Annotated in this window: 18 protein-coding genes; 4 read left to right on the top strand and 14 right to left on the bottom strand. The window is 71.3% G+C overall.

What is annotated here, in order from left to right; translation table 11 throughout:
- Nucleotides 1-4: 4 nt before the first annotated feature.
- Complete coding sequence (locus ACIO3R_RS28715; RefSeq protein ID WP_402109853.1) at nucleotides 5-217, top strand: hypothetical protein; 213 nt, start codon at nucleotides 5-7, stop codon at nucleotides 215-217.
- Here the strand turns inward: ACIO3R_RS28715 and ACIO3R_RS28710 are convergent.
- The 13 genes from ACIO3R_RS28710 to ACIO3R_RS28650 form a co-directional block, all read right to left on the bottom strand.
- Nucleotides 204-956, bottom strand: a complete 753-nt coding sequence (locus ACIO3R_RS28710; protein ID WP_402109850.1) for a DUF6390 family protein — start codon at nucleotides 954-956, stop codon at nucleotides 204-206. The two genes, ACIO3R_RS28715 and ACIO3R_RS28710, sit on opposite strands and share 14 nt — an antisense overlap.
- A 97-nt stretch (nucleotides 957-1053) precedes the next feature.
- A complete protein-coding gene (hypE, locus tag ACIO3R_RS28705; RefSeq protein ID WP_385030347.1) occupies nucleotides 1054-2046 on the bottom strand; it encodes a hydrogenase expression/formation protein HypE in 993 nt (330 codons plus the stop codon).
- 167 nt (nucleotides 2047-2213) lie between these two features.
- A complete protein-coding gene (gene hypD / locus ACIO3R_RS28700) occupies nucleotides 2214-3317 on the bottom strand; it encodes a hydrogenase formation protein HypD (RefSeq protein ID WP_385030276.1) in 1104 nt (367 codons plus the stop codon).
- Complete coding sequence (locus ACIO3R_RS28695) at nucleotides 3314-3610, bottom strand: HypC/HybG/HupF family hydrogenase formation chaperone (RefSeq protein ID WP_385030273.1); 297 nt, start codon at nucleotides 3608-3610, stop codon at nucleotides 3314-3316. Before ACIO3R_RS28695 ends, hypD begins: the two co-directional genes overlap by 4 nt.
- Nucleotides 3611-3657: 47 nt before the next feature.
- Complete coding sequence (gene hypF / locus ACIO3R_RS28690; protein ID WP_402109846.1) at nucleotides 3658-6201, bottom strand: carbamoyltransferase HypF; 2544 nt, start codon at nucleotides 6199-6201, stop codon at nucleotides 3658-3660.
- Between the two features lie 2 nt (nucleotides 6202-6203).
- Complete coding sequence (locus tag ACIO3R_RS28685) at nucleotides 6204-6770, bottom strand: hydrogenase maturation protease (protein ID WP_385030268.1); 567 nt, start codon at nucleotides 6768-6770, stop codon at nucleotides 6204-6206.
- A gap of 13 nt (nucleotides 6771-6783) precedes the next feature.
- The gene (locus ACIO3R_RS28680; protein ID WP_385030265.1) at nucleotides 6784-6903 is read right to left on the bottom strand and encodes a DUF6893 family small protein; all 120 of its coding nucleotides are present in this window, start codon (nucleotides 6901-6903) and stop codon (nucleotides 6784-6786) included.
- Nucleotides 6900-8303: a hypothetical protein gene (locus tag ACIO3R_RS28675; RefSeq protein ID WP_385030261.1), complete on the bottom strand. Its 1404-nt coding sequence runs from the start codon at nucleotides 8301-8303 to the stop codon at nucleotides 6900-6902. The genes ACIO3R_RS28680 and ACIO3R_RS28675 overlap by 4 nt, the downstream gene beginning before the upstream one ends.
- 34 nt (nucleotides 8304-8337) lie before the next feature.
- A complete protein-coding gene (locus ACIO3R_RS28670) occupies nucleotides 8338-8982 on the bottom strand; it encodes a DUF6084 family protein (protein WP_385030258.1) in 645 nt (214 codons plus the stop codon).
- A complete protein-coding gene (locus ACIO3R_RS28665; RefSeq protein WP_385030255.1) occupies nucleotides 8979-9632 on the bottom strand; it encodes a DUF5947 family protein in 654 nt (217 codons plus the stop codon). Before ACIO3R_RS28665 ends, ACIO3R_RS28670 begins: the two co-directional genes overlap by 4 nt.
- Complete coding sequence (locus ACIO3R_RS28660) at nucleotides 9629-10579, bottom strand: NifU family protein (protein WP_385030252.1); 951 nt, start codon at nucleotides 10577-10579, stop codon at nucleotides 9629-9631. The genes ACIO3R_RS28665 and ACIO3R_RS28660 overlap by 4 nt, the downstream gene beginning before the upstream one ends.
- Entirely contained in the window at nucleotides 10576-12369 is a 1794-nt protein-coding gene (locus tag ACIO3R_RS28655; RefSeq protein ID WP_385030249.1) for a nickel-dependent hydrogenase large subunit, read from the bottom strand. Before ACIO3R_RS28655 ends, ACIO3R_RS28660 begins: the two co-directional genes overlap by 4 nt.
- Nucleotides 12370-12415: 46 nt before the next feature.
- Nucleotides 12416-13471, bottom strand: coding sequence for a hydrogenase expression protein HypE (locus tag ACIO3R_RS28650; protein WP_385030246.1), 1056 nt, complete (start codon nucleotides 13469-13471; stop codon nucleotides 12416-12418).
- A gap of 256 nt (nucleotides 13472-13727) precedes the next feature.
- Between ACIO3R_RS28650 and ACIO3R_RS28645 the strand changes: the two genes are divergently transcribed.
- Nucleotides 13728-14057 (top strand): hydrogenase maturation nickel metallochaperone HypA, encoded by a 330-nt coding sequence (locus ACIO3R_RS28645; RefSeq protein WP_385030243.1) that lies wholly within the window; start codon nucleotides 13728-13730, stop codon nucleotides 14055-14057.
- Between the two features lie 54 nt (nucleotides 14058-14111).
- Complete coding sequence (gene hypB / locus ACIO3R_RS28640; protein ID WP_402109841.1) at nucleotides 14112-14840, top strand: hydrogenase nickel incorporation protein HypB; 729 nt, start codon at nucleotides 14112-14114, stop codon at nucleotides 14838-14840.
- A gap of 49 nt (nucleotides 14841-14889) precedes the next feature.
- Here the strand turns inward: hypB and ACIO3R_RS28635 are convergent, their stop codons facing one another.
- Nucleotides 14890-15666, bottom strand: coding sequence for a VOC family protein (locus ACIO3R_RS28635; RefSeq protein ID WP_402109839.1), 777 nt, complete (start codon nucleotides 15664-15666; stop codon nucleotides 14890-14892).
- A gap of 233 nt (nucleotides 15667-15899) precedes the next feature.
- Here ACIO3R_RS28635 and ACIO3R_RS28630 point away from each other — a divergent pair, with 233 nt between their 5' ends.
- Nucleotides 15900-16730, top strand: coding sequence for a sulfurtransferase (locus ACIO3R_RS28630; protein WP_402109836.1), 831 nt, complete (start codon nucleotides 15900-15902; stop codon nucleotides 16728-16730).
- The last annotated feature ends 10 nt before the right edge of the window (nucleotides 16731-16740 follow it).

Below are 16740 nucleotides of genomic sequence, written 5' to 3'. Positions count from 1 at the left end.
CGCCGTGGACAGCGCCCAGGTGGCCACCGCGGACGCGGCGCTGCCCGAGGACACCGTCCTGTGGAACTCCGTGACGGGGCGGGACGACAACGGCGACTCGAAGGCGTGGCAGGGCAGCCTCGCGGACGTCGGGCTGTGGGACCGGGCCGTCGTCCCCGCCGACGAGGTGTGCGCCTGGGCCCGGGTGCCGGCCCGCGAGGAGATCAACGCGCTCTGACCCGAGCCGGGGTGGTGTCGGGCCGAGGAACGAGCAGGCCAAGCCCGGTGCGGGTGCGCGCCTCGAAGGACTCGATGCGCAGGGCCTGTTCATCGGTGAGCACGTCGCACACCCAGTCCCAGTGCAGCGCCACCCGGTCACCGGGGGAGACGCCGTCGAGCAGCGTCCGGCCGCCCGCCGAGAGGCGCACGGTCTCCTCCTGCCAGTCGCCGGTGGCGGTCGCGGTCCCGTCCCAGACCAGCGGACGGGACCGTACGGTCGCCACCTCGCTGCCGGCCGTGAGCACCACGCCCGTCCGGATGCGGCAGCGGTCCAGCACGGACAGGGCGGTCGGATTCCCGTCGGGCCGGAGCATCGGCGCCCACGGATACACCTCGAACACCTGAAAGCTGTGGTGGGCCAGGGCCCGCCGCGCCGCCTCGCGCCAGGTACCGCCCGACTGGCCGCGGAAACGGTCCGTCAGGCGCTCCACCAGGGCGGCGGGATCGGCCAGCTCCAGCAACTCGTTGCCGATCCAGTAGGCCTCGACCACCCGGACATCGAGCGGGTCCGTGAGCCCGGCCGTCTCCGCGAGGAACTGGAGATAGCACCAGGCCCCCTCGAACTGCCGGGCCCGCCGCCCGATGTCGGCGGTCGCCTCCCGGCGCAGCAGGGCCGCCGCGTCGGCGGGGCCGCAGTAGCCGAGCTCGTTGGGCGGGTAGGCGTATCGCGCGAACAGCAGCGCGCCCTCAGCACTCACTCAGCAGATCCTCGGTCGTAGTCGTTCGCCACGCAGCGGATCCTCGGTCGTAGTCGTTCGCCACGGCGCAGGCCTTCGGCAGCCGTCCGCCACGCACTCAGCAGATCCGCGGCAGTTGTTCGCCGATCGGCAGCCCGATCACCCGGCTCCCGCCCAGGCCCGTCCTCGCGACCACCATCCCGGCGTGATCCGGCACGCACCTGCCGATCCTGCACGCGGACCGGCCCAGCGGGTGCGCCCGCATCGCTGCCAGCACCCGGTCCGCGTCCGCGCCGGGAACGATGGCGATCAGCTTGCCCTCGTTGGCCACCTGGAGCGGGTCGAGCCCGAGCAGACTGCACGCGTCCCGTACCGCGGGCGGCACCGGCAGCAGCCGCTCGACCAGCTCGATGCCCACCTCCGCGGCACGGGCGATCTCGTTCAGCGACGCGGAGACACCCCCGCGCGTGGGGTCCCGGAGCACATGGACGTCCACGCCGGTGCCGATCATGGAGGCGACCAGACCGTGCAGCGGAGCGGTGTCGCTCTCGACGGTCGTACCGAACTCCAGGCCCTCCCGGCAGCTCATCACGGCCACGCCGTGCACCCCGATGTCGCCGCTGACGAGCACGGCGTCGCCGGGTCGCGCCCGGCGCGGGCCGATGTCGACACCGGACGGCACGACACCGATGCCCGAGGTGTTGAGGTAGACGCCGTCGCCGCTGGCGCGCTCCACGACCTTGGTGTCCCCGGTGACCAGGCGTACGCCGGCGGCCTCGGCCGCCCGGCCCACCGCCCGTGCGATCCGGCCGAGGACGCTCAGTTCGGTGCCCTCCGCGAGGATGAAGGCGGTCGACAGGAACAGCGGCGTCGCCCCCGACATGGCCAGGTCGTTGACCGTCCCGTTCACCGCCAGGTCACCGATCGACCCGCCGGGGAAGAACATCGGCTTCACCACGAACGAGTCCGTGGAGAAGGCGAGACGGGTGTCGGTGCCGACGCTCAGGACGGCCGAGTCACCGAGCTCTGCGGCCGCTGCGGCCCCGTACGCGGGCAGGAACAGGTGCTCGATCAGCTCGCCGGACATCGCGCCGCCGCCACCGTGGCCCATCACGACGGTCGGGACGTCCCGCAGCGGTACGGGGCAGGCCCACCCCTCGAAGTCCGGTCCGGCCGGCCCCGGCGCCGCGTCGGAGACGTCGCGCACCGTGCCGGTCAAGTCCCGCACGGGATCAGCCGAGTCCCGCACAGGGGCAGTCACGTCCTGCATCGCGTCAGTCACTTCGCATCGACCAGTTCCAGACGGCGGTGGGTGTAGTACGCGGCGCACGCGCCCTCGGACGACACCATGGTCGCGCCGAGCGGGTTCCTCGGTGTGCACTCCTTGCCGAACGCCTCGCACCGGTGCGGTTTGATCAGCCCCTGGAGTACCTCGCCCGAGCGGCAGAGCGAGGACTCGGCGGTGTGGATGTCCGCCACGTCGAACCGCTGCTCCGCGTCGAACTCCCGGTACTTCCCGGAGAGCCGCCAGCCGCTGCGGGGGATCGCCCCGATGCCGCGCCAGGTGCGGTCCGTCACCTCGAAGACATCGGCGAGCATCTTCATCGCGGGCGCGTTGCCCTCGTCGCGAACGGCCCTGGGGTAGGCGTTCTCCACCTCGTGGCGGCCCGCTTCCAGTTGGAGGACGGTCCGGCGGACGCCTTCGAGGATGTCCAGGGGCTCGAAGCCGGTGACCACGATCGGCACCTTGTACTTCTGCGCCAGCGGAGGGTACTCGGCGGTCCCCATCACACTGCACACATGACCGGCGGCGAGGAACGCCTGCACCCGGCAGGCCGGGGACTCCATGATCGCGGCGATCGCGGGCGGCACCAGGACGTGGGACACCAGCAGTGAGAAGTTGCGCACCCCGAGCTGCTTGGCCTGGTACACCGTCATCGCGTTGGCGGGGGCGGTGGTCTCGAAGCCGATGCCGAAGAAGACGACCTCACGGTCCGGGTTCTCGCGGGCCAGTCTCAGCGCGTCCAGAGGTGAGTACACCACCCGTACGTCGCCGCCGGCGCTCTTGACGGAGAACAGGTCCTGGCTGCTCCCGGGCACGCGCAGCATGTCGCCGAACGAGCAGAAGATGACACCGGGGCGGGCGGCGATCGCCAGGGCGCGGTCGATGATCTCCAGCGGGGTCACACAGACGGGACATCCCGGGCCGTGGATCATCTCCACGCTCTCGGGGAGGAGCTGGTCGATGCCGTGCCGGATGATCGAGTGGGTCTGGCCGCCGCAGACCTCCATCATCGCCCACCTCCGGGTGGTGGCCGCATGGATCTGGTCGATCAGCTTCTTCGCGAGATCGGGGTCGCTGAACTCTTCGAGGTACTTCACCGGCCGGCTCCTTCGGGTGACGTGCGCTGCTGTGCGGCGAGCTCGAAGCCGTCCCCGAACTCCTCGGCGAGGATGCCGAGCCGTTCGAAGTTGGCCAGGGTGTCCTGGGCGGAGGCCTCGTCGAGGCGCTGAATGGCGAATCCGACGTGCACGATGACGTACTCACCGACGGCCGCGTCGGGGATGTACTGGAGGCACACCTCTTTGCGCACTCCGCCGAAGTCGACCTCGGCCATCACGGTGCCGTCGACTTCTGCGGTACTGAGGACACGCCCCGGAACAGCGAGACACATGGCTTCTCTCCTCTGTGGATCCCTTGGGGTACGGGAGCGCGGCGCGGTCAGCCCGCCGCGGCGATCATGAGCTGGCCGAGGGCGATCCCGCCGTCGTTCGGCGGGAGCAACCGGGGCCGCAGCACCGTGAAGCCCCGCTCCACCAGGCCCCGTTGTGCCGCTTCGAGCAGGACGGCGTTCTGGAAGACACCGCCGCCCAGAGCCACGGTGGTGAGACCGGTGTGCTTGCGGCAGCGGTCCGCGAGGTCGGTGACCAGCGCGGCGACGGACGCGTGGAAGCGTGCGGCGACCAGCCCGGCGGGAACGCCCGCCCGTACGTCGGACACGACGGCCCGCACGACCGGGGCCGGATCGGCGATCGCGGTCCCCTCGTCCGTTCCGGGCCGGACACCGAAGCGGTAGCCACTCCCGGGAGCGCCGGGCACACCGTGTGCGCCCCGGGCCATTCCCTCCAGCTCCATGGCGGCCTCCGCCTCGTACGCCACCTCGTGCCGGACGCCGGCCAGGGACGCGACGGCGTCGAAGAGCCGGCCCATGCTCGACGTCGGCACGCAGCCGAACCCGGTGGCGAACTGGTGCGCCAGTACGTCGCGTTCCGCGGCCGGGCACGCGCGGACCGCGGGCATGTCCGCGTCCCAGGCGATGCCCGCCGCGTACAGGTGCGCGAGAGCCATCCGGTACGGACGCAGCACACTCGCGTCACCCCCGGCCAGCGGTACGTAAGCCAGGTGGGCGGCCCTGCGGAAGGACGCGTACCCGGCGACCAGGACCTCGCCGCCCCAGGCCGCCCCGTCGTCGCCGTGACCGGTGCCGTCGAAGGCGATGCCGATCACGCGCTCGTCGGCGCCCAGACCGTGCTCGGCCATCACGGACGCGATGTGCGCGTGATGGTGCTGCACGGTACGGACCGGCCGCCCGGCCGCGTGCGCGCGGGCCCAGGCGGCGGAGTGATAGCCGGGATGGCGGTCGGCCACCAGCCGGGCGGGCGCCACCCCGGTGAGGCTCTCCAGGTGCTTCTCGGTCCGGGTCAGCGCGTCCACCGTGGACAGGTCGTCCATGTCGCCGATGTGCTGGCTCAGCCAGGCGTAGCGGCCCTCGGCCAGCGCGCAGGTGTTCTTGAGGTCGGCGCCCACGGCGAGCGTCGGCGCCACGTCGAAGGGCAGGGCGAGCGGCAGCGGGGCGTATCCGCGCGACCGGCGGACCGGCAGCTCGGCACCGGCCACCCAGCGGCTGACCGAGTCGTCGCACGGCACCTGGATGCGCCGGTCGTGCCGCAGCCAGCCGTCGACGAGCGGGGCCAGCACGGTCAGCGCGGCCTCGTCATCGGTGACGATCGGCTCGCCCGACAGATTGGCCGACGTCATCACCAGCGCGTCCGGACCCGGCCGGTCGGCACCGATACCGAAGAGCAGGACGTGCAACGGGGTGTACGGGAGCAGCAGCCCGAGGTCGGGGCTCCCGGGAGCCACGGCATCGGACACACCGGCCCCGCCCCGTCGGGGCAGGAGAACGATCGGGCGGCGGCCGCCGGTCAGGAGTTCCTCCTCCCCGGCCGTGACGGTCACCAGCTCCCGCGCCACGTCGAGCCCCGACACCATCACCGCGAACGGCTTGCCGCCGCGCCGCTTGCGCCGGCGCAGCTCGGCCACGGCCGCGTCGTCGCGGGCGTCGCACACCAGGTGGTAGCCGCCGAGCCCCTTGACCGCGATGATCCCGCCACCGGCGAGCAGCTCCCGGGCGGCCCGCAGCGCGTCCTCGTCACGGGAGCGGGGCACCCCGTCCCCGCCGACCAGTTCGAGCCGGGGTCCGCAGTCGGGGCAGGCGATCGGCTGGGCGTGGAAGCGCCGGTCGCGCGGGTCCTCGTACTCCGTCCGGCAGGCCCCGCACATCTCGAAGTCCGCCATCGTGGTGGCGGCCCGGTCGTACGGGAGGCCGGTGACGATCGTGAACCGGGGGCCGCAGTGCGTACAGGTGATGAAGGGGTGGCGGTGGCGGCGGTCCGCCGGGTCGGCCAGCTCGTCGAGGCAGTCCCGGCAGGTCGCCGTGTCCGGCGCGACGAGCGTCCTGGCCCGGCCGCCCCCGCTGGACTCCTCGATCGTGAAGCCGGTACCGCCCCGGACCGGCTGTTCGCCGGTGCGCACGTCCTCGACGACCGCGAGCGGCGGGGCGTCGGTACGGAGCCGCCGGCCGAACTCCTCCACCGCGTCGGAGGCTCCCTCGACCTCGGCGAGCACCCCGTCGCCGGTGTTCGTCACCGTGCCCGTGAGCATCAGCTCGGTGGCGGTGACGTAGACGAAGGGCCGGAAGCCCACGCCCTGCACGACCCCGCGCACCTCGAAGCTGCGCCGGACGCGCTCCGCCCGGCCGCGGCCCATCATCTCCAGGCCCGACAGGGCCTCGCGGGCCTTCGCCCGGTCGATGAGCTCGACGGCGAAGCCCATGTGAAGAAGCACCCAGTCGTCGCAGCCGGGTGCCTCGTCGAGCATGCCGATGTTGACGCGGCGTCTGGCGCCCTCCACATCGACCAGGGCCAGTTGGCCCGCATACCCGTCCACGATCTCCACGACGCGGCCAGGAATGCCTAGACACATGATCAGGATCTCCGGGGTTCGGCGCTCTTCACGGATGTGTTCGGTAGGGCTGGTCCGGCCGGCACGAGCTGCCGGACCAGGGTGTGCACGGTCTGGACGGCCTCGGGCACCGCGCTCTCGACGGCTTCGCTGAGCCCGATGCCCTCCTCGACTCCGGCGGGTGTGCAGCCGACGAGGTAAGTGAGCGGAAGAGTACCGCCCAATTGATCCAGGTTTGCAAGGACAGCGACCGGATTCATCCCATGGGCATCGAATTCACCCGTACCGAGGTCCTCCGCGCCGATGCGCAGCACCGTCAGCTCCCCGGGCGCTCCGCCACCCGGGTAGGCGTCGACCAGCACCAGCGCGTCGTACCCGTCCAGCAGGTCGTAGGCGAGGTGCATGCCGCGGATGCCGTAGTCCACCACCCGTACCCCTGGCGGCAGTCCGCCGTCGCGGGCCAGTCGGCGGACCGCCTCCGGACCGAAGCCGTCGTCACCGAGGAACAGATTGCCGATGCCGGCCACCAGGACCCGCGCGGCCGTGCCCGTCTCCTCGACCGCCCCCGTCTCCCTCGCCGTTCTCGTCATCGGGACCGGCGGCTCACATCGAGCGGATGCGCAGATAGCGGCGGACGTCCGGAATCGACTTGATGCCGACGCCCACGGCGACCAGCGCCACGGCCGCCGCCACGCCGGCGGTGATGATGCCCAGGATCTTCACGATCGGTTCTCCTCTCGGTGCCGCGCCGTCTCCTCGACGGTCAGCGGTGTCAGCTCGTCGGGTGCGAAGTAGAAGTAACGGCCGTACCAGTCGTGCAGGTCCGATGCCGGGTCGTCGACGAGGACCAGGGCGACGTGCGTGCCGCCGTCCACGTCCGAGAGCACCGCGGTCACCCGGGCCACCTGGCCGGCGAAGAACAGGTCCTGCGCGTCGGCGCGCCGGGACGGATGGACGCGGACCAGGCTGTCCTTGGCCACCCGGACCCCGTCGATCACCACCGCGTCGCTCCCCGGCCGCACCGACGCATCGGCCGCCGGATCCCACCAGGGGGCGCCCGCGGTGTCGAAGGCGGCGGGCTCCACGTCCCGCACGTCCGGCGCCGGCTCCACGGGAGCCGCGGGCCGCGGCCGGTGCGGGTCGCGCAGCAAGCCGTGCAACTGCTGGAGGCCGGCGGGCGACATCCCGTCGCAGCGGTCGATGATCTCCCTGGCCCGAGGGTCGGTGGCCCGCGCCTCCGCCTTCTCCGCCTCCGTCATGGTCATCACCCGGAGGGTCAGGATCTCGTCGATCTCGGTCGAGTCGAACAGGGCGCCAGGGCTCTGCTCGGCGACCTCCGGGTAGTCGTACAGGATGATCGGCGCACCGAGCAGGATGTCCGTCGTCCCCTTCGGACCGGCGAGCACGGGCCAGCACCTGCTCTGCCGGCAGCGCCCGGCTGCGCCCACCGCCCCGGCGGGCGGTTCGAGCAGCGAGACGAACCCGGCGTCATGCGCCCGCAGCAGCAGATGCGCACCGATCAGCGAGGCCCGGATCGCGGCGTCCTTGGTGTCCGCCGGCTCCGGGTGCTCGTTGCGCACCGCCACCGAGAGGCGTACGTAACCGTCGTCCACGACGGCCTCCGTACGGATACGGACCGCCAACGGCAGCCGCCGCCGCACGATCCGGCCCACCACCGCGCCCCGCGCGTCGGTGACCGGCTCGCTGTCCTCACCGCCGGGGACCGCGTGGACGGTCTCCGTCGGCTCACCCAACGGCAGCGCGGCCAGCACGACTTCCCGCTCGACCGCCTCGTCCCAGGACAGCACCGGGACCCCGTCGACGGTGAGCTGGTCGACCGGGGTCTCCACCCCGTCCGCGCCCCGGCTCCGCACCTCGCGGACCTGGAGCTGGAGGAAACGCAGATGCACGGTGACCGCCGCCGGGCCGTCGTGCGGTGCCAGCAGGCACTGCGTCTCCATCCCCGGCTGCTCGCCGAAACTCGCCGCCGTGGCGTTCGGCGGGCCGAGGACCCCGAACTGCCAGCGCGAGCGGTTCTTGTGCGAGCTCGCGCGGTACGGGTAGAGCAGGTACCCCTCGTACAGGACGGCGTCGGCGATCGAACGCACCTGGTCAAGGCTCACAGGACCACCTCTCGCGCACACATCGGGTCGGGGCTCATCGCGGGACCACCTCGTCGTGCTCGGCCAGCAGGGCCTGGACCGTCTCGTCCCAGCTGATCAGCCCGCGCCGGGCCCGGAAGTCCGCGAAGCGCGCCAGCACCTCGTGGTCCAGCCTGATCCAGCCGGTGCTCGGGAAGTGCGCCGCCACCATGTCCCGCCACACCTGGACCGGCATGGCGTGGCGGGCCTCGCAGTCCCACGGCACCTGCTCGACCCCGAAGCCCTTGCTGCCCCGGGTGAAGACCGTGCCGGAGAACATCAGGGCGAGCGGGACCGACCCCTCTCCCAGGGCGTGCAGATAGCGGGAGCCGATCACGTCGAAGTCGTACGTACAGGGCAGCGCGAGGTCCACCTCGGTGGCCCCGCTGAACCCCTGCACCGTGGTGTCGCAGCTCATCCACTGGAACGGCTTCAGCGTGTCGGTCCAGCGCTCCCGCCCGCCGAACAGGGCGTGCAGGCCGCTCTGTTCGGCGTCGTCGTAGTGGCGTCGCTGCGGCTCGATGCGGACCTGGCAGTGCAGCGCGACGGCGTGGATCCGCCGGCCCGTCCGCTCCTCGATCCGCAGCCGCGCCGTCAGCTGCGGCGCTGCCGCGTACGGCTCGGCGAAGACGTCGAGCACGGAGAACGCGAAGTCGTTCACGGCGCCCCGATCCCCGCGGCCGGCCGGCTGCGCTCCGTGACCCGGGCGAAGAAGGCGTCCGTCGCGGCGCGTGCCTCGGAGCCGCCGTCGAAGCCGCGCCACAGCGTGCGCAGTTGCCCCACCAGCTCGTAACAGGCGTCGATCGGCACCAGATGGCACGAACCGCCGCTCTCCGGAGTGCGCCGGATCAGCAGGGCCTCGACATCGGGGCGCAGCCCGGCCAGCTCCGGGCTCGACTCGACGACCGCCTCCCAGGCGTCCAGCGGCAGTTCCGACTCGGTGGCCCCGGCCGGACCCGGATAGAACGCGACCATGCGGTCCTGGACCGAATTGCGGAACAGGAAGGCGAGCCCGACCGGAATCTGCAACTCGTCCCAGGCACGCCCGTCCACGGTCAGCCCGGCGAAGTGCAGATAGCGCTCGGGAACCGCCCGGTAGCGCAGCTGCGCCCCCTCGTCGGTGAACAGCAGATAACAGGCCCGGCAGCCGCACATCAGGGCCCGGCTGTCGAGGTTCACCACATGGGAGTGGCTCTCGCCGATCGGCTCCGCACACATCTCGCAGCGCTCCCCGGCGGCCGGCGTCGGCCGGTCGCGGCTGAGGCGCAGCAGCGTGGACGCCGGGGACGCGGAACGGCCGGCCGCGATCACGGCGCCACCGCCGCGGGCACCGACACGCAGACCTCGCCGCCGTCCGACAGCAGCGGCAGCGGGGCCAGGTGCGCACCGTCCTCGTCGAGGCAGACACCCGCCCGCCGCACGTCGTAGTGGGCCTTGCAGCCGGCGCAGCGCAGGATCGCGTCCCCCGCGCCACCGCCCAGCCGCCGAGCCAGTGCGGCGCCCTCGAACGGCCGCTCGCAGCGTGCGCACCGGTCCTCGAAGGCGAAGAGATCCGCACCCACCCGGCAGACCACCACCGGGATCCGGCCGGCCTCCACCCGGGCCACGGCGCCGGACTCAAGTTCCGACAGCTCGGGGACGGCCTCCCAGGAGGCGCCGTCGACCGGGGCCGCTCCGGCATCCGTGTGCAGCCGGGAGAAGAGCGAGTCCACCGGAACCAGCGGCCCCGGCGCCCCGGACTCCTGCTCGGCCGCGGTCTCGACCTCGATCGAGGTGATCTCCGGAGCCGCCGCCTCCACCGCACCCTGCACGGCCAGCTTGAGCGTGACCGAGGACGACGGGCAGCCGTCGCAGCTGCCCAGCAACCGCAGCCGGACGGTGCCCTCTTCGGTGACGGCGAGCAGCTCCACATCACCGCCGTGCGAACCCAGGTACGGCCGCACACTCTCCAGCGCCCGCTCGACCCGGGTCTCCACGCCGTACGGGTGCAGCCCGTGCACCAGCAGGACACTGGCCACCAGATCGTCGCCGGCCAGGGCCGCCAGGACGCCGTCGTCCAGCCGCCCCTGCTCGTGCACGAGGTCGAGCAGCCGCTCGAGACCGGCCCCGTAGAAGTCGACGACCAGCCGGACCAGTTCCTCGCTGCGCTCACGGGCGACCGCGCCGCCCGAGCCGCTGGCGGCGATCAGGGTGTCGATGCGGTCACCGGTCGTCCGCCAGTCCGGCGCCGGCGGGGGCTCCTCCTCCCGCGCCCTCACTCGCTGCCCGCGGACTGGGTGGGGGAGTGCAGCAGTTCCAGCTTCTTGCCCTCGCCGAGATACATGTGCACACCGCAGGGCAGACAGGGGTCGAAGCTGCGCACCGTGCGCATGATGTCGATGCCCTTGAAGTTCTCCCGGTCGTTCTCCTCGAAGATCGGCTGGCCCTGCACGGCGTCCTCGTAGGGACCCGGCGTGCCGTACGTGTCACGAGGACTCGCGTTCCACGGAGTCGGCGGATACGGATGGTAGTTGGCGATCTTGCCGTCCCGGATCACCATGTGGTGGGAGAGCACACCGCGCACCGCCTCGGTGAACCCGCAGCCCACACCCTCCTCCGGCACCTCGAACTTCTCCCAGGTCTTGGTGTTCCCCGACCTGATCTCCGCGAGCGCCTTCTCCGCGAAGTGGAGGGCACAGGCGGCCGCGTAGGCCTGGAAGTAGCTGCGCGCCCGGTTGCGCTCGATGGTGTTGCTCCACTTGGGGACGTGCCACTCCAGCTCCACCGGCCCCTTGAGCGCGGTCTTGGGGAGGTTGATCCTGACGCTGTGGCCGGTGGCCTGGATGTAGCCGATGTCGACCAGGCCGGCCAGCGCGGTGGTCCACAGCCGCGCGAGCGGTCCGCCGCCGGTGTCGAGCGCCAGGTAGTCCTTGCCGTCGAACCACCGCGGCGACATGACCCAGCTGTACTTGTCGTCCAGGTCCCGCTTCTGCGGCTGCGGGTTGGTGTGCTGGTTCCACGGATGGCGCCGGTCGACCGGGTTGCCGAGCGGGTCGTGGGAGACGAAGGTCTCCTGCTCGTCCCAGTCGTTGTAGTACGACGAACCGAGCAGGATGCGGATGCCGAGATTGATCTTCACCAGGTCGGTGGTGACGAGCTTCCCGTCGACGACGACACCGGGGGTGACGTACATCTTCCGTCCCCAGTCGGTCATGTCCTTGTACTCGAAGTTGCAGTGGTCCGGGTCCTGGAAGGAGCCCCAGCAGCCCAGCAGGATGCGCCGGTTGCCGACCTGCTCGTACCCCGGCAGGGCTTCGTAGAAGAAGTCGAAGAGGTCGTCGTGCATCGGCACGACCTTCTTCATGAACTCGACGTACCGCTGGAGCCGGGTGATGTAGTCCGTCATCAGCTGGATGGTCGCCACGGTGCCGACGCCGCCGGGATACAGCGTGGAGGGGTGGACGTGCCGCCCCTCCATCAGGCAGAACATCTCCCGGGTCATCCGGCTGACCTGGAGCGCCTCGCGGTAGAACTCGCCGGTGAACGGGTTCAGCGACCGCATGATGTCGCCGATCGTCCTGTACCCGTGGTCGTCGGCGTGCGGGGAGGGGGTGCGGTTGGCCTGCTCCAGCACCCCGGGGTTGGTCTCCGCGACCATCTTCTCGCAGTAGTCGACCCCGACCAGGTTCTCCTGGAAGATGTTGTGGTCGAACATGTACTCCGCGGCCTCGCCGAGATTCACGATCCATTCACCGAGGTGCGGCGGCTTCACCCCGTACGCCATGTTCTGCGCGTAACAGGAACACGTGGCGTGGTTGTCACCGCAGATTCCGCAGATGCGGCTCGTGATGAAGTGCGCGTCCCGCGGGTCCTTTCCCTTCATGAAGACCGAATAGCCGCGGAAGATGGAGCTGGTGCTGTGGCACTCGGCGACCACCTTCTGCTTGAAGTCGATCTTCGTGTAGATGCCCAGGCTGCCGACGATCCGGGTGATGGGGTCCCACGCCATTTCGACCAGGTCGTTCTTTCCCCGGCCTCCCCGGGCACCCTTGTGCTGCGTCGCGGTCATGTACGCCGCCTCATCTTTCTGTCCGTTGCGTGATGTGCGCGGTCACTTACCAGGTGCGTGCGGCGCCGGTCGTGAGTTCCGTGCCGGGCTTACGCCATTTCGGTTCGCGGTCCAGGGTGTGCGTGGTGATGCGGCGCAGCCGCCGCATCGTCGACCCGTACAGCCCGACCGCGTTGGTCGAGAGCTTGCCGCCCGGAGGCTCGTCCATGAACGGCATGAACTTGTCCGGGAACCCCGGCATGGTGCAGCCGATGCAGATGCCCCCGACGTTGGGGCAGCCGCCGATGCCGTTCATCCAGCCCCGCTTGGGCACGTTGCACTTGACCGTCGGGCCCCAGCAGCCCAGCTTGACGATGCACTTGGGTGAGCCGTACTCCGTCGCGAAGTCGGCCTGCTCGTAGTACCCGGCCCGGTCACAGCCCTCGTGGACCGTCGAACCGAACAGCCACGTCGGCCGCAGCGCGTCGTCGAGCGGGATCATCGGCGCCTGGTCGGTGGCCATGTAGAGCAGGTAGGTGAGCGTCTCCGACAGGTTGTCCGGCTGGATCGGACACCCCGGGACGCACACGATCGGGATCCCGGCCTTGGACTTCCAGTCCCAGCCCAGGTAGTCGGGCACCCCCATCGCGCCGGTCGGGTTGCCCGCCATCGCGTGGATGCCGCCGTACGTCGCACAGGTGCCGACCGCGACGACCGCGGTGGCCTTCGGGGTCAGCCGGTCGAGCCACTCGCTGGTGGTCATCGGCTGACCGGTGGCGGGATCGTTGCCGAATCCGCACCAGTACCCCTCGTCGTGCAACTGCTCGTTCGGAATGGACCCCTCGACGACCAGGACGAACGGTTCCAGCTCTCCGCGGTCGGCCTTGAAGAACCACTCGAGGAAGTCATCGGCGCCGCCGTTGGGGCCGCACTCGAAATCGATGAGCGGCCAGTGGACGGCGATCCTCGGAAGTCCTGGCAGGGCGCCGAGCGCGATTTCCTCGATGCTCGGCTGAGTGGCGGCGGTCAGCGAAACGGAATCGCCGTCGCAGCTCAGTCCCGCGTTGATCCACAGAACGTGGATCAGGGTGTCCTCAGCTTTTACCGCTTCCTCTGTCGGCATGGAAGTGCCGCCTTTCAGGATGACGGCCCACGGCCATCTGCCCCCACGGACGGGTACGCGCACATTGCTACCATCACGCCTCGATTCGGGCGGACCGGCAACACGGCGAACGCACGGCACGCCCCATTCCCGGGGGCCGAATGACCGCACGCCGTGGACCGCTCGGGTGATCCGGCCGGGCACCGGTCCGGTCGGGCGCCGGCCGGGGCCGCCGCGGTCCTACGGTCGGAGCCACCCCAGGGAGGACGAGGCACCGGTGCACGAGCTGGCCATCACACAGAGCGTCGTCGACTCGGTGTGCGAACGCGCCGAGGGGCGCCCCGTCCGCACGGTCCGCGTCCGCGTCGGTGCGCTCACCGCCGTGGTGCCCGAATCGATGCGGTTCTGCTTCGGCCTGGTCACCGAGGGGACGGCCGCAGAGGGGGCCGAGCTGGAGATCGAGCAGCCGCCCGGTGCCGGCCGCTGCCGTACCTGCGCTGTCGAATTCACCCTGACCGACCTGATTCTGCTGTGTCCCTGCGGCAGCGCGGATGTGGAGATCACATCGGGACAGGAACTGCAGATCGTTTCCATGAGAGTGGGCTGAACCATGTGCGGCACCTGCGGTTGCTCCGAGGAGTCCGGCGGGACCAGGATCACGATGCTGCGGGAGGACGACGAACCCGGCCACGCACATCCGCATCCGCACCCTCGTCCGCACGGAGGACATCGGCCGGACGACGCGGGCGAGACCGTCACCATCGAGCAGAAGGTGCTCGCCAAGAACGACCTCCTCGCGGACCGCAACCGCACCTGGATGACGCAGCGCGGCATCGCCGCCGTGAACGTGATGAGCTCACCGGGCGCGGGCAAGACCACCCTGCTCGAACGCACCATCACCGCTCTCGGCGGCCGTCGGCCGCTGGCCGTCATCGAGGGCGACCAGGAGACCAGGCTCGACGCCGACCGGATCGGCCGCACCGGCTGCGCCGTGGTGCAGGTGAACACCGGGGCGGGCTGCCACCTCGACGCGGAGATGATGCGGGACGCGCTCACGGCGCTGACCCCGGCCGAGGGCGCGCTGCTCATGGTGGAGAACGTCGGCAACCTGGTGTGCCCGGCCCTGTTCGATCTGGGAGAGCGCGCCAAGGTCGTGATCATCTCGGTCACCGAGGGCACGGACAAGCCGCTGAAGTATCCGTACATGTTCGCCGCCGCCGACCTGATCCTGATCAACAAGGCCGATCTGCTGCCCCATGTCGACTTCGACGTCGAGCAGTGCGCGCGGCACGCACGCTCGGTGAACCCGGACGTGCGCGTGCTGACGGTCTCCGCGACCACCGGCGAGGGCCTGGACCACTGGTACGACTGGCTCGCGGCACAACGGTGAGCGGGGCCGGACGGGGGCTGCCGTAGCCCCCGTCCGGCCCCCTCTCGCGTCAGCGCCTCGCGGACCGCACGATCGTGAAGGCCGCGCCCTCCGGATCGGCGACCGTCGCCATCCGGCCGTTGGACCCCTCCCTGGGGGGCTGGAGGATGTGCCCGCCGAGCTCCACCACGTGCTGCGCCGCCTCGTCCGTGTCGGCGACCTCGAAGTACGTCATCCAGTGCGGGCCGCGGTCCCGCGGCAGACCGTGGCCGACGCCGTGCAGCGACGCCACCGGGCGGCCGTCCAGATGCAGGGTCTGGTAGTCGAAGTCGGCCGAGACCACGGCCTGTGTCTCGTAGCCGAAGACCGCCTGGTAGAACTTGGCGACCGTCGCCGTCTCCCGGGTCACCAGCTCGTTCCAGACGGGTGTGCCGGGTGCTCCGGCCAGCGCGGTGCCGCCGTGCCGGGCCGCCTGCCAGATCCCGAAGACGGCCCCGCCAGGGTCGGAGGCGATGGCCATCCGGCCCGCCTCGCCCGCGTCGAGCGGTCCGACGCCGACCGTGCCGCCACAGGCACGGATCGTCTCCGCGGTGACATCGGCGTCGTCGGTGGCCAGATAGGTCGTCCAGGCGATCGGGAGGTGCCGGTCGGGGGCCAGCTGTCCGATGCCCGCGACCTCCTTCCCGTCGATCAGTGCCCGGACGTACGGGCCCAACTGCTCCGGGCCCGGTCCGAACTCCCAGCCGAACAGGTCGGCGTAGAAGTTCTGGGTCGTGTCCAGGCCGTGCACGATCAGGCTCACCCAGCAAGGTGTTCCGGGTGTACGCCGAGCGGCAGCCTCGGTCATCGTCAACTATCTCCTCGGACCATCGTGGTGGCCTTACGGGGGAACGGGGCCTGCGCGCCGTTGTGCGGTACGGGATGTGTACGCCCCGTGCAGATGTTTGCACCACCCGGCGCCCGATGCGCCCCGGCCGCGCCGCACTTTCCGCGATCTCGACGGACGAGATCCCGTTTGGTGCGGTACGACCATTTCGTCGTTGTTACGGGTGGGCAGGCACCTGCGCGAGGATGGCTCCCATGAAGCCCATCATCTCCGCATCCGAATGTGTGAGCGAGTCGGCGGGGCCACGTCCGCCGGTGCTCCTGGACGTACGTTGGCAACTGGGCGGTCCCCACGGCCTGCCCGACTACGAGGCCGGACACATCCCCGGGGCGGTCTTCGTCGATCTGGACGCGGAACTCGCCGGACCGGCGGGCGGCGGCGGCCGTCATCCGCTTCCCGACCCCGCGGAGTTCGGGGCGGTGATGCGCCGCGCCGGCGTCGGCCGGGACCGTTCGGTGATCGTGTACGACGGCGGCCAGGGCTGGGCGGCGGCCCGCGCCTGGTGGCTGCTGCGCTGGACGGGGCACCAGGACGTCCGGGTGCTGGACGGCGGTCTCGCCGCCTGGACCGGCGAACTGTCGAAGGAGACCCCGGTCCCCGCAGAGGGCGACTTCGTCCCCGAGCCGGGAGCGCTGCCCCTGCTGGACGCGGACGGCGCGGCGGCCCTGGCGCGTTCGGGCCTGCTGCTCGACGCGCGGGCCGCCGAGCGCTACCGGGGCGATGTGGAGCCGATCGACCGGGTGGGCGGGCACATCCCCGGCGCGGTCTCGGCCCCCACGGGGGAGAACGTCGGCGCGGACGGGCGCTTCCTGCCCGCCGGCGCGCTGGCCACCCGCTTCGCCGGGCTGGGCGCCGACGGGGAGACCGCGGGCGTCGGCGTCTACTGCGGCTCGGGCGTCTCCGGCGCCCATGAGGTGCTGGCGCTGGAGATCGCCGGACACCGGGCGGCTCTCTATGCGGGCTCCTGGTCCGAGTGGTCGGCCGACGAGTCCCGTCCGGTCGCCACGGGGCCCGACCCCCTGTAACGGGACAGCC

It is taken from the genome of Streptomyces sp. NPDC087428 (assembly GCF_044744085.1).
GTDB lineage: Bacteria > Actinomycetota > Actinomycetes > Streptomycetales > Streptomycetaceae > Streptomyces.
This window is presented reverse-complemented; position numbering and strand designations above follow the sequence as displayed.

Excerpts from the sequence above, each read along its gene's own strand:
- hypE (WP_385030347.1), bottom strand. The coding sequence starts at position 2,046 with ATGGGCCACGGTGGCGGCGGCGCGATGTCCGGCGAGCTGATCGAGCAC.
- ACIO3R_RS28695 (WP_385030273.1), bottom strand. The coding sequence starts at position 3,610 with ATGTGTCTCGCTGTTCCGGGGCGTGTCCTCAGTACCGCAGAAGTCGAC.
- hypF (WP_402109846.1), bottom strand. The coding sequence starts at position 6,201 with ATGTGTCTAGGCATTCCTGGCCGCGTCGTGGAGATCGTGGACGGGTAT.
- ACIO3R_RS28685 (WP_385030268.1), bottom strand. The coding sequence starts at position 6,770 with ATGACGAGAACGGCGAGGGAGACGGGGGCGGTCGAGGAGACGGGCACG.
- ACIO3R_RS28655 (WP_385030249.1), bottom strand. The coding sequence starts at position 12,369 with ATGACCGCGACGCAGCACAAGGGTGCCCGGGGAGGCCGGGGAAAGAAC.
- ACIO3R_RS28650 (WP_385030246.1), bottom strand. The coding sequence starts at position 13,471 with ATGCCGACAGAGGAAGCGGTAAAAGCTGAGGACACCCTGATCCACGTT.
- hypB (WP_402109841.1), top strand. The coding sequence starts at position 14,112 with ATGCTGCGGGAGGACGACGAACCCGGCCACGCACATCCGCATCCGCAC.
- ACIO3R_RS28635 (WP_402109839.1), bottom strand. The coding sequence starts at position 15,666 with ATGACCGAGGCTGCCGCTCGGCGTACACCCGGAACACCTTGCTGGGTG.
- ACIO3R_RS28630 (WP_402109836.1), top strand. The coding sequence starts at position 15,900 with ATGAAGCCCATCATCTCCGCATCCGAATGTGTGAGCGAGTCGGCGGGG.